The sequence below is a fragment of the Paraburkholderia sp. MM5496-R1 genome (genome assembly GCF_050436205.1).
GTDB lineage: Bacteria > Pseudomonadota > Gammaproteobacteria > Burkholderiales > Burkholderiaceae > Paraburkholderia > Paraburkholderia tuberum.
Genome location: NZ_JBNDLT010000002.1, coordinates 3269008 through 3282464, shown reverse-complemented (window position 1 = coordinate 3282464; position 13457 = coordinate 3269008). Strand labels below are relative to the sequence as shown.

11 protein-coding genes and 2 pseudogenes are annotated in these 13457 nt (G+C 63.3%); 5 read left to right on the top strand and 8 right to left on the bottom strand.

The annotated features are described in order from the left end of the window. Nucleotides 1-175: 175 nt before the first annotated feature. The 3 genes from dalD to OKW38_RS22240 all read left to right on the top strand — a co-directional run bounded on the left by dalD (nt 176) and on the right by OKW38_RS22240 (nt 4171). Nucleotides 176-1597: a D-arabinitol 4-dehydrogenase gene (gene dalD, locus OKW38_RS22250; RefSeq protein WP_429363063.1), complete on the top strand. Its 1422-nt coding sequence runs from the start codon at nt 176-178 to the stop codon at nt 1595-1597. A 67-nt stretch (nt 1598-1664) separates the two neighbouring features. Further along, complete coding sequence (gene xylB / locus OKW38_RS22245; protein ID WP_090801671.1) at nt 1665-3146, top strand: xylulokinase; 1482 nt, start codon at nt 1665-1667, stop codon at nt 3144-3146. 77 nt (nt 3147-3223) lie between these two features. Next, nucleotides 3224-4171, top strand: a complete 948-nt coding sequence (locus OKW38_RS22240; RefSeq protein ID WP_429363061.1) for a sugar-binding transcriptional regulator — start codon at nt 3224-3226, stop codon at nt 4169-4171. A gap of 57 nt (nt 4172-4228) precedes the next feature. On the opposite strand, the gene OKW38_RS22235 is transcribed toward OKW38_RS22240, so the two are convergent. Together OKW38_RS22235 and OKW38_RS22230 are read right to left on the bottom strand one after the other, a co-directional pair. After that, on the bottom strand, nt 4229-4639 hold the full coding sequence (locus OKW38_RS22235) for a hypothetical protein (RefSeq protein WP_429335258.1): 411 nt from the start codon (nt 4637-4639) through the stop codon (nt 4229-4231). A gap of 15 nt (nt 4640-4654) precedes the next feature. Continuing rightward, a pseudogene (locus OKW38_RS22230) lies at nt 4655-5484 on the bottom strand (RNase A-like domain-containing protein). Nucleotides 5485-5782: 298 nt separating this feature from the next. Between OKW38_RS22230 and OKW38_RS22225 the strand changes: the two are divergent. Both OKW38_RS22225 and OKW38_RS22220 read left to right on the top strand, forming a co-directional pair. Next, nucleotides 5783-6615, top strand: a pseudogene (locus OKW38_RS22225) (RNase A-like domain-containing protein). A 17-nt stretch (nt 6616-6632) separates the two neighbouring features. After that, nucleotides 6633-6917: a contact-dependent growth inhibition system immunity protein gene (locus OKW38_RS22220; RefSeq protein WP_090801677.1), complete on the top strand. Its 285-nt coding sequence runs from the start codon at nt 6633-6635 to the stop codon at nt 6915-6917. A gap of 239 nt (nt 6918-7156) precedes the next feature. Here the strand turns inward: OKW38_RS22220 and OKW38_RS22215 are convergent, their stop codons facing one another. The 6 genes from OKW38_RS22215 to OKW38_RS22190 form a co-directional block, all read right to left on the bottom strand. Then, nucleotides 7157-8266, bottom strand: coding sequence for an ABC transporter ATP-binding protein (locus OKW38_RS22215; protein ID WP_090801678.1), 1110 nt, complete (start codon nt 8264-8266; stop codon nt 7157-7159). Nucleotides 8267-8353: 87 nt separating this feature from the next. Further along, entirely contained in the window at nt 8354-9055 is a 702-nt protein-coding gene (locus OKW38_RS22210; RefSeq protein ID WP_429363059.1) for an HAD family hydrolase, read from the bottom strand. After that, entirely contained in the window at nt 9052-9927 is an 876-nt protein-coding gene (locus tag OKW38_RS22205) for a carbohydrate ABC transporter permease (RefSeq protein WP_090801681.1), read from the bottom strand. Before OKW38_RS22205 ends, OKW38_RS22210 begins: the two co-directional genes overlap by 4 nt. Further along, on the bottom strand, nt 9924-10859 hold the full coding sequence (locus OKW38_RS22200; RefSeq protein WP_090801682.1) for a carbohydrate ABC transporter permease: 936 nt from the start codon (nt 10857-10859) through the stop codon (nt 9924-9926). Before OKW38_RS22200 ends, OKW38_RS22205 begins: the two co-directional genes overlap by 4 nt. 168 nt (nt 10860-11027) lie before the next feature. Continuing rightward, a complete protein-coding gene (locus OKW38_RS22195; RefSeq protein ID WP_090801684.1) occupies nt 11028-12350 on the bottom strand; it encodes an ABC transporter substrate-binding protein in 1323 nt (440 codons plus the stop codon). A gap of 97 nt (nt 12351-12447) precedes the next feature. Continuing rightward, nucleotides 12448-13227 (bottom strand): L-iditol 2-dehydrogenase, encoded by a 780-nt coding sequence (locus tag OKW38_RS22190; protein WP_184006440.1) that lies wholly within the window; start codon nt 13225-13227, stop codon nt 12448-12450. Nucleotides 13228-13457 lie beyond the last annotated feature (230 nt).

Genomic DNA, 13457 nt, shown 5'->3' with positions numbered 1-13457 from the left:
TGCTCGTCGCTGCCGCCGGCGCATCGCCCATGCCGCGCTGCGCCATCAAAAGCCCGCTCCCTTGCCTTGACTTTCGTTTCTCCGGGTACGATCATTCGCTCACATACAGAGCAAATGCTCTACACGCACAGAACGCGCGCCGCGAGCGCCGCGGACAAGTTTTTGGAGACACAACATGAACAGCGGGCAAGGCAGCGGCGCGGCCGCACACGTGATCCTGCACATCGGCGCGGGATCGTTTCATCGCGCGCATCAGGCGTGGTATCTGCACCGGCTGAACGAAGCGAGCACGGCCGGCGAGCCGCGCTGGTCGCTGAGCGTGGGCAATATCCGCGGCGACATGAACCCGGTGCTCGAAGCGCTCGCCGCGCAGAACGGCGTCTACACGCTCGAAACCGTCACGCCGCAAGGCGAGCGCGCCTACGAGACGATCCGCTCGATCGAGCGCGTGCTGCCATGGAGCGAAAGCCTCGACGGACTGATCGAAGCGGGCGCCGATCCGGCTTGCAAGATCATCGCGTTCACCGTGACCGAAGGCGGCTATTACCTCGACGAACACGACCGGCTCGACACCGCGAATGCCGATCTCGCCGCCGACCTCGCCGGCGGCCATACGACGATCTACGGCGCGCTCGCGGCGATTCTCGACGCGCGCGTGAAGCGCGGCGCGGGACCCGTCACACTGCAGACCTGCGACAACCTGCGCAGCAACGGCGAGCGCTTTCATGCGGGCATGAGCGAGTTTCTCGAACGACGCGGCGCGAACGAACTCGCGCAATGGTTCGACGACAACACGTCATGCCCGTGTTCGATGGTCGATCGCATCACGCCGCGTCCGACGCCCGACGTGCGCGAGCGCGTGAAGGCCGCGACCGGCGTCGACGATGCGAGTCCGGTGATGGGCGAGGCGTTCATCCAGTGGGTGATCGAAGACCGCTTCATCGCGGGACGGCCCGCCTGGGAGAAGGTCGGCGCGGAACTCGTCGATTCGGTGCTGCCGTACGAGGAAGCGAAGATCCGCATTCTCAACGCGACGCATAGCTGCATCGCGTGGGCGGGCACGCTGGTCGGCCTGAACTACATCCACGAAGGCACGCTCGACGCCGACATCCGCCAGTTCGCGTACGACTACGTGACCGAGGACGTGATCCCGTGTCTGACACCGAGTCCGCTCGATCTCGAACGCTATCGCGACGTCGTGCTCGAGCGCTTCAGCAACCCGCATATCCTCGACACGAACCAGCGCGTCGCCGCCGATGGCTTCTCGAAGTTGCCCGGCTTCATCGCGCCGACACTCGCCGAATGCTTCGAGCGCGGCGTCACGCCGGCGGCGAGCGCGATGCTGCCCGCGTTGTTCTTCCGCTTTCTGGAACGCTGGCACACGGGCAAGCTGCCCTACGCGTATCAGGACGGCGTGATGGAAGAGCGCGTCGCGCACGCCTTTTTCACGGCGCCCGATCCGCTGCGCGCGTTCGCGGCCGACCGGCTGGTGTGGGGCGGCATGGCGCAGACGCCCGAGCTCGAAGCGGCGCTCGCGGGCGCGCTCGCGCGGGTCGACGCATGGCTCGTCGAACGCGGCGCGACTAGCCAGGCTTAATGCGCATGACAGCGCGCGCGATGAACCGCTAAAGTAGCGCATCCCCAACGACGAAGGTTTCGCTCCCATGTACCTAGGCATCGACCTCGGCACGTCCGAAGTGAAAGTTCTGCTGCTCGCCTCCGACGGCCGCGTGATCGGCACCGCAGGCTCGCCGTTCACCGTTTCGCGTCCGCACCAGCGCTGGGCCGAGCAGAATCCCGAAGACTGGTGGGCCGGCACGCGCACGGCGCTCGCCGCGTTGCGCGCGCGTCATCCCGACGAATTCGCGCAGATTCGCGGCATCGGCCTGTCGGGGCAGATGCACGGCGCGGTGCTGCTCGACGCGGAAAACCGCGTGCTGCGGCCCGCGATCCTGTGGAACGACATGCGCAGCGACAAGGAGTGCGCGGAGCTGACCGAGCGCGCGCCGGAACTGCACAGCGTCGCCGGCAATCTGGCGATGCCCGGTTTCACGGCGCCGAAGCTGCTGTGGGTCGCGCGTCACGAGCCGGAGATTTTCGCGAGGACTGCCTGCGTGCTGCTGCCGAAAGACTATCTGCGCCTGCAACTGACGGGCGGCAAGGTGTCCGATCCATCGGACGCGGCCGGCACATTGTGGCTCGACGTCGCGAAACGCGATTGGTCCGATTCGCTGCTCGCTGCCTGCAACATGACGCGCGCGCAGATGCCGGCGCTGCGCGAAGGCAGCGCGCCGGCCGGCACGCTGCTGCCGGAACTCGCGCGCGAATTCGGCCTGCGCGACGACGTGATCGTCGCGGCCGGCGGCGGCGACAACGCGACCAGCGCGATCGGCATCGGCGCGACGCAACCGGGCGACGGCTTCGTGTCGTTGGGCACCTCGGGCGTGCTGTGCGTGGTCGGCGACAGCTTCCGCCCGAACCCGGCCTCCGCCGTGCACGCGTTCTGTCATGCGATCCCGGACCGCTGGCATCAGATGAGCGTGGTGCTGTCGGCGGCGAGCTGTTTGCGCTGGGTCTGCAAGCTGACGTCGACCGACGAGCCGACGCTGCTCGCCGAAATCGAGGCGCTGCCCGCCGAGGCCTTGACCACCGCGCCGCTCTTTTTGCCGTATCTGTCGGGCGAGCGCACGCCGCACAACGACCCCTATGCGCAAGGCGTATTCTTCGGCATGACTCACGCAACCGACCGCGCGCTGCTCGGCTACGCGGTGCTCGAAGGCGTGACGCTCGCGCTGACCGACGGCCTCGACGCGCTGCGCGCGGCCGGCACCGAGGCGAAGGTGTTGTCGCTGCTCGGCGGCGGCGCACGCAGCGACTACTGGGCCCAGTTGCTCGCCGATGCGCTCGACACCGTCACCGTCAAGCACGGCGGCGGCGAAACCGGCGCGGCGCTCGGCGCGGCGCGTCTCGGCTGGCTCGCCGCCGGTGGCGAGCCGGCCACCGTGCTGACCAAGCCGCCTGTCGAAAAGGAGTTCACACCGAATCCGCGCCGCCACGCGCAATTGCGCACGCGGCTCGAAGCGTATCGCGCGCTGTATCGCCACGTACGGCCGCTGTTCGATCCCGCGCGCGCACCGCTCGCCTGAGCGTCAACCGCGGCCGGCGCGCGCGACAGACGCGCCGCCGGCCGCTATCATCGGCGCACTTCAACCGAAACCTCATCGTGCCCAGGTCCACAGAAAAACTCGATCTCGCCACACGCGCCGCGTGGCTTTATTACGTCGCGGGCAATACCCAGAACGAAATCGCCGAGAAGCTGCAGGTATCGCGGCCGGTCGCGCAGCGGCTCGTCGCGTTCGCGGTCGAAAAGAACCTGATCCGCGTGCGGGTCGATCACAAGCTCGCTGATTGCCTGTCGCTCGCCGATCAGTTGTCGAAGCGCTATGGCCTCAGCCTATGCGAGATCGTGCCGATCGACGGCGATACGCCCGAGGAAGTCGACCGCAAGCTTGCGGTGGCCGGCGCGCAGGTAATGGAACGCTATCTGAGCGAGGAAAAGCCGATGGTCGTCGCGGTCAGCAGCGGCCGCACCCTGAAGGCCGCGGTCGATCAGATCGCGCAGCTAGACCGTCCGCAGCATCGGCTGGTATCGATGGTCGGCGCGATCGCGCAGGACGGCTCCTCGAACCGTTACGACGTCGCGCTGCACATTTCGGAAAAGACCGGGGGCAAGTATTTTCTGCTGCCCGCGCCGCTGCTCGCCGACAGCGAGGCCGAGCGCGCGCAGTGGTGCAATCACCGTCTCTATCGGATCGTCGAATCGCTGTCGGCGCAGGCCGATGTCGCGTTCGTCGGCATCGGCAACATTGGGATGACCTGTCCGTTGCACGAGGACGGCTTCATCACGGAAGGCGAGGTGAAGGAGTTGATGCACAACGGCGCGGTCGCCGAAATGCTCGGCCTGCCAATCGATGCGGCCGGCGCGCACGTCGAATCGCCGACCGGCCGACGCGTGACGAGCATTGCGCTCGACACGCCGCCGCGCCGGCCGACCATCGGCTTCGCGGGCGGGCTGCGCAAGCGCGAGGCGCTGATCGCGGTGCTCAAGGGGGGGTGGTTGTCGGGGCTCGTGACCGACGAGGTGTGCGCGCGGGCGGCGTTGGAGGCGTGAAACGGTGCCCGCAGTGGATAAGTTGACTGGTTTCATGACTTAACTGAAGACATCAAATTAATCTTCATCTTCAAGCCAGATACAGAAATATCGCCCATCCCCACTACTTATCACAATACCTGAGTCAAAGGTCGAGCCCGTAAGACCATTCCACGAATCCGATGATGGTGATTCCTTGTTTGAAAAATACCTACTTTCTTTAGATTCATTTTCAGAAATTATTTTTTCAGCAAGCTCTTCCGCTTTACTCCTGCCCATGCATTCACAATCATAAGCCTGCCCTTTCCATAGCAGGTTCGCGAGAATAGCAATGGCCCCGGCTCTATCATGGCGCACAAGCATCGCCTCATCTTGAGTCAGGCCGAATTTGGACAGTACCAGGGACAGGTCATTTGAATAGTCCAGTACATTGGAAATTCTAACCATCGTTGGGCCTCTCGCCGCGAGGATATCCGCGATTAAACTCATTTTCACTTCCCTAAATTAGGCATCCAGATAAGCGGTGAGAATATAGTATGGCATTCCATTGTATGCCTGATGTCGAAGAATAACAGTGACCTTGCTCGAACTTATCAAGTTTTCTGATTTTTTGAACAAGGTGTAGCCAACGTTTTTCCCGACATCTTTCTTAAAGCCAAATCTCGTGATGGTGAAGCAACCCACGACTTTATCGCAATGGGGTTCGCCTGCATCGTCTCCGAGATGGCCCATTCCGCCGCAGCAATATTCGCAAATGACGAGACCCGATCTCGCCACGGTTCCTTCAACAATCTCTCTGACAATTGTGCCTCAGTGCGCCCCACATGTTTCAGCAGCGTGTGCCCGCCAATCCCGCTGCCCGCCTTCGCTTCGTGCATCATCAAGTTGATCCGGCCCAATGTGATCTCGGACGCCCGCACTGCCTTGATCGATCCCGCCACGCCTGCCGACACTGCGATATCGAGCGACAGGCCGATATTGTTGGCCATGTCGGGGCTGGCCTTCATAGTTTCGGCCAACTTCGCCGTACCGCGTTGGATCAGCGTGGAGGAATCTCGCCCGGTCCAAACCTGTCGCAGACCTGCTGCTGCGGTATCCGAGCCATGCACGCCAAACACAATGCACCCGGCCTTGCTTGCCATCGTCGGCTCTGGCAGCACGCATAACGCACCCGCGCCGACCATTTCCAATACTCCGCCGACAACCTGCAAACCGCCCCATAAACGGTTCGAAAGCATCTCAGTCTGGCTAATCGACTGACGAACCAGAACGGCCGCCATTTGCGGGGCGCTCAGTACGACGCGGACGCCGTCTGACTCATTCACCTGTGACATGCAAAAAGTCCCCTTCTCTTTTTTCTCGGACTTTCACATTAACCGGTGGATTCACTGTCCGGCTATGGGCGAAGGATGATTCGGAGAGAAGGGGAAAGTCTGGTGTAGCGGCCCGCTGGAGTGATGCAGGACAGGATATGACCGGAAAATCGCGGCGTGCGTGATGTTGCGCCTGGTCCGGCCCGATGCAGAACAGGCACCGTGCATCGGGCTACGGAAAATTCGGAGTCGTCCGAATCTTGAGAGACGGTCAGCACGGCAGCATCGGAACCCCATAAAGACATAAGAGGGTTTCGATATGCCCGGTGCTGATAACGCCGAGGGAGTGAAGGTCGTACTGAGTGCTCCGCAACTCGCGGCCGTGCTATCCCGCCAGTCGATCAGCCAGACGGAGATGCTTTCCAACCGGCTGTGGGGCGGGTTGCAGGTCGTCGGCGGCGTGCTGGAAATGGTTGGTGCGGTGCGCTGTGCGTCTTGCCCGACCCGACGATGGCGAGCAAAGCCGGGTGTGTCGTGTTCGGAGTACATGGTTCGGACTCGGCGGCGGCGGGCCTGCGGCAGGTCTGGACTGGTCAGGACACGGTCACGCTGACCCAGCAGGGCACGACGAAACTCGCTGAAGCGATGAAGGCGAGCCCCGACATGGCGAACAATATCGGCCTGTCCCTCGATATCGCCGTGCCATTCGGCTTTGCTGGCTCGATCAGGGCGGCACGCGCTGCGCGCGTCACGATGGGCCGGGTTAACCTGCAAATGCACGAGGCAAAAGCGGGCAGCCAGATCGGTGGACATACGCTTTTGAAACATGTCGGGAGGACTGAAGCGCAGTTGCGGGAGAGGCTCAGGCTGGAGCCGGAAAAGAAAGTAGTTTCGTCTTTCGTAAATCTTGAGGAGGCGGAGTGGGCTATATCGGAAACAATGCGCGCAAATGCCTTGCAGATTCACGCATGGACAAAAGCAGCACCAAACCGGGTTTTGACGCTGAGAAAGGACGTTGCAAGAAAAGTTGGATACGCATTGGTCAGGAAGACCGACAGGTTGGTAGATAGCAGTAAAGTGGAGGTTGTTTTGAAGTACGGGGCGTATAACGGGATGCCGTACTACATCCTCACAGCTATGCTCGATAAGTGATTGGTGGGTATTGATGCATGAAATATTACGATCTGGGGCAATTGATCCTTGGCTACTTCAATGAAGATTTCGACTACTGGGGAAACACAATTGAAGAGTTGGTCCGGGCTTGTGCAAGCGGATGCACGCCAGACATGATCAACGCGACGGTGGCCGACATAGACCGGTTCAAGAGCGATCATGCGGGAAATCTTGACGCGGCCTTCGAGGAGGAATTTGGCTACCAGTGCGATCCGACGGCGTGGGAGCGGACCACTGAGGCTTTCCTTGACAAGCTTAAGCGTCTTCTTCTGAGTGAGTAGCCTGCGCTTCCTCGCACCGGAGGGCTCCCCGCCGTCCGGTAGGTTTTCCGCGCTTTCATTTCACCTGGCAACCCAAAGCGCGTAACGCCCTCTAGCGACAGCGCTTTGCGTGCGCCTCACGCACCGCCAAGGCGCGCCAACGCGCGTGCGGGCTCGCCGCCCGCCATCCTGAAAGCGCAAACCTTGCCCGCAACAGACGGCGCGTGCGCCGCCTGCTTATGCAATGCGTCATCGCGCGATCACGCCGCCAGCACCTCAACAATCTTGCGCTGGAACGCCTTGCCTTCGCTATCAAACAGATGGCAATGCTCGGGCGTCGCGCCCAGCTTCTGCGTATTGCCCTTCGCATGCCGTTCGAGCGGCGGAATCCGCGCGATCAAACCCTCGGGCGCGACGCTCGACTCCGCGTACAGATACGCGGCATCGCCGAGCGATTCGACCGTCATCGTGCGTGCCTCGATACCATCCTCGGTCGTGCTGACGTGAAGATGCTCGGGGCGGATGCCGACCGTCACCTTGTCGCCCTGCTTGGCCGCGCCCGGCTCGACCAACACGCGCTGCGTCTCGCCGGTCTCGTAACGCACCGAGACGCCGTCATGCGACACCGACTGCACGACGCCTTCCATGAAGTTCATCTTCGGCGAGCCGATGAAGCCGGCGACGAAGCGATTCGCCGGCGCGTGATACAGCATCGTCGGACTGCCGACCTGCTCCAGATTGCCCGCCGACAACACGACGATCTTGTCGGCCAAAGTCATCGCCTCGACCTGGTCGTGCGTCACGTAGATCATCGTCGTCTTCAGCTCGTCGTGCAGGCGCGCGAACTCGAGGCGCATCTTCACGCGCAGCGCGGCGTCGAGATTCGACAGCGGCTCGTCGAACAGAAACACCTTCGGCTTGCGCGTGATCGCGCGGCCGATCGCGACGCGCTGACGCTGCCCGCCCGACAGCTGCTTCGGCTTGCGATCGAGCAGATGGTCGATGTGCAGGATCTTCGCCGCGTTGCGCACGGCTGAGTCGATCTCCGGCTTCTTCGCGCCGGCGAGCTTCAGGCCGAACGCCATGTTGTCGTACAGCGTCATGTGCGGATACAGCGCGTACGACTGGAACACCATCGCGATGCCGCGCTTGGCCGGCGGCACGTCGTTCATGCGCACGGCGTCGATGTTCAGATCGCCGCCCGTAATGTCCTCGAGGCCCGCGATCATCCGCATCAGGGTCGATTTGCCGCAACCGCTCGGCCCGACGAACACGACGAACTCGCCATCGGCGATGTCGAGATTGATGTCGCGCATCACTTCGTTTTCGTCGTAGGCCTTTCTGATGTTGCGCAAGGTTACGCTTGCCATGATGTGTCTCCGTGTAATGCTGTTCGATGCTGCTCGTTACTTCGTGCTGCTACCTGATGCCGTGTCACGTCGCGTGCATTCGTGCGCTCATGGCGCGGCGGCCGTCGCGGAGAGCGTCCATTGCGCGACGAGGTCGGGCAACTGCTGCATGTCCTCGAACACATGACGCGCGCCCGCCGCGTGCAATCGATCGATCTGCGCATCGCTCGCATGACCGCCGCCGATAAACCCCAGCACCGCCATGCCCGCCGTGGCCGCCGCCGTGACGCCGGTCACGCTGTCCTCGACAACGAGGCACGCACCCGGCGCGAGCCCGAAGCCTTGCGCCGCCGCCAGATACACGTCCGGCGCGGGCTTCGGATTCGGCACCGCGTCGGCGCAGAACAGCCGCTCGCCGAAGAAACGCTTCAGGCCCGTGCGCGCCAGCACCGTCTCGACGTAGGGCCGGAAGCTATTGCTCGCGCAGCCTTTGACGAGCGGCACCTGGGTCAGCGCCATCTCGATGCCGTCGACGGCGGGCGCCTCGATCGCCGCCGCTTCGACCGCGCGGCGGATCGCATCGATATCGTCGGCGCCGAGTTGTTTGCCGAGCTGAGTCGCGGTGTCCTGCAACACGCGCTCGATGCGCAGCCCGAGCAGCGGCAGCACGACCGGCGCGGCGTCGATGCCGGGCCAGCGCGCCTCGAGTTCGCGCACCAGCATGCGCGCGGCCACCGCTTCGCTGTCGATCAGCACGCCGTCGCAATCGCAGATCAACGCATAGCGCGCGATGCCCGGGCCAGCCGTCATTTGACGGCCCCGAACGTGAGCCCGCGCACCAACTGCTTCTGCGACAGCCAGCCGACGATCAGGATCGGCGCGACCGCCAGCAACGAAGCGGCCGACAACTTGGCCCAGAACAAACCTTCAGGACTCGAATACGACGCGATGAACACGGTCAGCGGCGCCGCGTTCGAGCTCGACAGGTTGATGCTCCAGAACGCCTCGTTCCACGACAGGATCACGAGCAGCAGCGCGGTCGACGCGAGCCCGGGCAGCGCCATCGGCATCAGCAGATAGACGATCTCCTGCCACGTCGCCGCGCCGTCGATGCGCCCGGCTTCGAGAATGTCGCGCGGAATCTCGGCGAAGTAGGTGAACGCCATCCAGACCGCGATCGGCAGATTGATCAGCGTGTAGACAATGATCAGGCCGGACACGGTATCCAGAAGGCCGGTGTTTTTCCACAGCAGATAGATCGGCACCAGCACGCCGACCGACGGCATCATCTTCGTCGACAGCATCCATAGCAGCACCTTCTGCGTGCGGCGCGTCGGGAAGAACGCCATCGCGTACGCGCACGGCACCGCGAGGATCAGGCACAGCAGTGTGACGCCGACCGAGATCAGTATCGAGTTCCACGCGAACGCGAAGTAATTGCTGCGCGCGAACACCTCGCGGAAGCTGTCGAGCGTCGGCACGAAAAACAGCGACGATGCATAGGCCTGCTGCTCGGTCTTGAACGCGGTGATCGTCATCCAGAAGATCGGGAAGAACAGCAGCAGCGCGACGAGCCACGCGATCACGCCGGGAATGCCGCGACGAATCGTGTCGAACGGCGATTTGGTCGGCACCGCGACCGGCTGCGTCGTCGATGCCGTAGTGGAGGCAACGTGGCTCATTTTTCGTACTCCCCTTTCAGGTTCTTCGCGAGCATCCGCACGAGGAAGATCGACACGATATTGGCCAGCACGACCGCGAGAATACCGCCCGCCGAGGCGAGACCGACGTCGAACTGTTGCAGGCCCAGCGCGAAGATCAGGTACGACAGGGTGGTGGTCGCGTTGCCCGGACCGCCGCCCGTGGTCGTATAGATCTCGGCGAAGATCGACAGCAGGAAAATCGTCTCCATCATCACGACGACCGCGATCGCACGTCGCAGGTGCGGCAGCGTGATGTAGAAGAACATCGAGAACGGACCGGCGCCGTCGATCTTCGCGGCTTCCTTCTGCTCCTGATCGAGCGACTGGATCGACGTGAACAGGATCAGGAACGCGAACGGCAGCCACTGCCACGCGACGATCATGATCACCGCGGTGAGCGGATAGTCGGCGAACCAGTCGATCGGCTGCATGCCGAGCGCGCGCATGCCCTGCGCGACGAGCCCGTACACCGGGTGCAGGATCATGTTCTTCCAGATCAGCGCACTGACCGTCGGCATCACGAAGAACGGGCCGATCGCGAGCAGGCGGGCCACACCCTGCCCGTAGAACTTGCGGTCGAACAGGATCGCCATCAGCACGCCGCCGCCCACGGTGATCACGAGCACCCATACGATCAGCTCGATCGTATGCGCGATCGACGGACCGAACGACGGATCGGTCGCGAGATAGCGGTAGTTGTCGAGACCTGCGAAGCCGCGCAGATCGGGATTGAGCAGGTTGTAGTGCGAGAACGAGAACCAGATCGTCATCGCGAGCGGAATGACCATCCACAGCACGAGCACGCCGACCGACGGCGCCACGAGCCAGCGGGCCGAATTGGCCTTACGCTCCTCGCGTTCTTTTTCTGTCTGGGGATGGGTTTGCATCAGAGGTAGGCGCAAAGGACGCATGATGGACCACCTGTTCGGTAACGCGCGGAGCGTTCGCCGGAGCCGCGTATGTGCGACGCGGCGTGCCGTGCCTGAATGGCGCACGACACGCGCCGCATCGCATCGGGCGCAGACGAACGGCCGCCCTGCTGCATGAGCCGCATCGGTCGATGCGGCGGGCCTGCCGGGTTACTTCTGATAACCCGCCTGCTTGACCGCGCGATTCGCGGCCGCGTTGCCGGCCTCGAGTGCCTGGTCGACCGTCATCTGACCGGCGATCGCGCCGGAGATGCTCTGCCCGACCACCGTGCCGAACGACTGGAATTCGGGAATTCCGACGAACTGCACACCCGTGTACGGGACCGGCTTCAAGGTCGGATGATCCGGGTCGGCGGTCTGGATCGCCTTTAGCACGAAGTCGCCGAACGGCGCGGCCTGCTTGTACTCGGGGCGCGCGTAGGTGGACTCGCGCGTGCCCGGCGGCACCGAGGCCCAGCCCTCATCCTTCGCGACCATTTCAATGTACTCCTTCGAGGTCGACCACTCGATGAACTTCTTCGCCGCATCTTGCTGCTTCGACGACTTCGGAATCGCGAGCGCCCACGCCCACAGCCAGTGCGAGCCCTTCGGCGTGACCTCGATCGGCGCGGCCGCGAAGCCGACCTTGTCGGCGATCTGCGACTGCTGCTTGTTGTACAGCATGCCGGCCGCGACCGTCGCGTCGATCCACATCGCGCACTTGCCCGACGACATCAGCGTCAGGTTTTCGTTGAAGCCGTTCGAGCTCGCTCCCGGAGGACCGTCCTTCCTCAGCAGATCGACGTAGAACGTTATCGCCTTCTTCCATTCCGGCGACGTCAACTGCGCGTGCCACTTCTCGTCGAACCAGCGGCCGCCGAAGGTGTTCACGACCGTCGTGGCGTACGCCATGTTCTCGCCCCAGCCCGCCTTGCCGCGCAGGCAGATGCCGTATTGCTCCTTGGACTTGTCGGTAAGCTTGTCGGCGAATTGGGCGATCTGGTCGTAGGTCGGCTGGTCGGGCATCTTCAGACCGGCCTTGTCGAACAGATCCTTGCGGTAATAGGTCATCGAGCTTTCGACGTAGAACGGCAGCGCGTACAGCTGGCCGTTCGCGGACAGGCCGTCGCGGGCCGTCTTCACGACGTCGTTGAGGTCATAGCTCGCCGGCAGGTTGGTGATCGGCGCGAGCCAGCCGCGCTTGCCCCATTGCGGGGTTTCATACGCGCCGATCGTCATTACGTCGAACTGGCCGCTGCCGGTCGTGATGTCGGTCGTCGCGCGCTGACGCAGCACGTTTTCCTCGAGGATCACCCAGTTCAGCTTGATGTCCGGATTCGCTTTTTCGAACGCGGGCGACAGCTTCTTCAACTCGATCATGTCCGGATTGTTCAGCGTCGCGATCGTCACCGTCGCCGCCGATGCGCTCAGCGCGAAGCAGGTGGCCGCGCCGGCACCGGCCGCCTTCAGCGCGAATTTGAAAGCTGGTTTCATCGTTGTCTCCTTTCTCGTACGTTATGTGATGCTGCGTTCGTTTGACGGAATGACGCGCCGCTCAGAGCAGTCAACGTGCCCGCTCCCTGCTCTTTATTCAGCTCATCCAGTTGCCGCCGTCGACGTTCAGCGTCTGCGCGGTGATGTAGTCGGCATCGGCCGACGCGAGGAACAGCGCGGCGCCGGTCAGGTCGTCGGGCACGCCCATGCGGCCGAGCGGCACGGCCTCGCCGACGAGGCGCTTCTTCTCGCCGAGCGGCCGGTTCTCGTAGCGCGCGAACAGCGCGTCGACCTCGTTCCACATCGGCGTGTCGACGACGCCCGGCGCGATGCCGTTCACATTGATCTTATGCGGCGCGAGCGCGAGCGCCGCGGACTGCGTATAGCTCAACACCGCCGCCTTGGTCGCGCAGTAGTGCGACACGAGCGCCTCGCCGCGCCGCCCGGCCTGCGACGACATGTTGATGATCTTGCCGCCGCGGCCCTGCTCGACCATCTGCCGCGCGACCGCCTGCATCAGGAAGAACATGCCCTTCACGTTGACCGCGAACAGGCGGTCGAACACGTCCCAGGATTCGTCGAGGAGCGGGCGCATGTCGAACAGCGCCGCATTATTGAACAGGATGTCGATCTGGCCGAAGCAGCCGAGCGTGCTCGTGACGATGCGCTCGATGTCCTCGCGGCGCCGGACGTCGGCGCTGACGCTTAACACGCGCTCGCCGTAGATGCCGCGCAGCGCGCCGCCGAGGCTGTCGGTCGGCTTCACGTCGACCAGCACGCAGCGCGCGCCCTCGTCGAGATAGCGCAGGGCTACCGCTTCACCGATACCGCTGGCCGCGCCCGTCAGAATGGCGACTTTGTCCTGCAATCGTGCCACTGCCTGTCTCCGCTTCGTTTTTACATTTTGGCGCGCGGTGAGCGAACGCTCGTCACGCGAACAATTGCTCGGCTGGTGATCGAATGATCGGATACGGACCGGATCATGTCAAGGCACGCGGACGAATTTCGATGGTGCAGCGCGGCAGGAGCAAGCCCATTGCGCCATGGGTCGCCACGACGCGTTCGCTGCGTGCCGCCGTGCAAAGATTCGCACCGCTGACAAAAAAT

Bases quoted from the DNA above. Each gene is read 5' to 3' on its own strand.
- OKW38_RS22220 (WP_090801677.1), top strand. From the start codon at position 6,633: ATGAAATATTACGATCTGGGGCAATTGATCCTTGGCTACTTCAATGAA.
- OKW38_RS22205 (WP_090801681.1), bottom strand. From the start codon at position 9,927: ATGAGCCACGTTGCCTCCACTACGGCATCGACGACGCAGCCGGTCGCG.
- OKW38_RS22195 (WP_090801684.1), bottom strand. From the start codon at position 12,350: ATGAAACCAGCTTTCAAATTCGCGCTGAAGGCGGCCGGTGCCGGCGCG.
- OKW38_RS22215 (WP_090801678.1), bottom strand. From the start codon at position 8,266: ATGGCAAGCGTAACCTTGCGCAACATCAGAAAGGCCTACGACGAAAAC.
- xylB (WP_090801671.1), top strand. From the start codon at position 1,665: ATGTACCTAGGCATCGACCTCGGCACGTCCGAAGTGAAAGTTCTGCTG.
- dalD (WP_429363063.1), top strand. From the start codon at position 176: ATGAACAGCGGGCAAGGCAGCGGCGCGGCCGCACACGTGATCCTGCAC.
- OKW38_RS22235 (WP_429335258.1), bottom strand. From the start codon at position 4,639: ATGAGTTTAATCGCGGATATCCTCGCGGCGAGAGGCCCAACGATGGTT.
- OKW38_RS22210 (WP_429363059.1), bottom strand. From the start codon at position 9,055: ATGACGGCTGGCCCGGGCATCGCGCGCTATGCGTTGATCTGCGATTGC.
- OKW38_RS22200 (WP_090801682.1), bottom strand. From the start codon at position 10,859: ATGCGTCCTTTGCGCCTACCTCTGATGCAAACCCATCCCCAGACAGAA.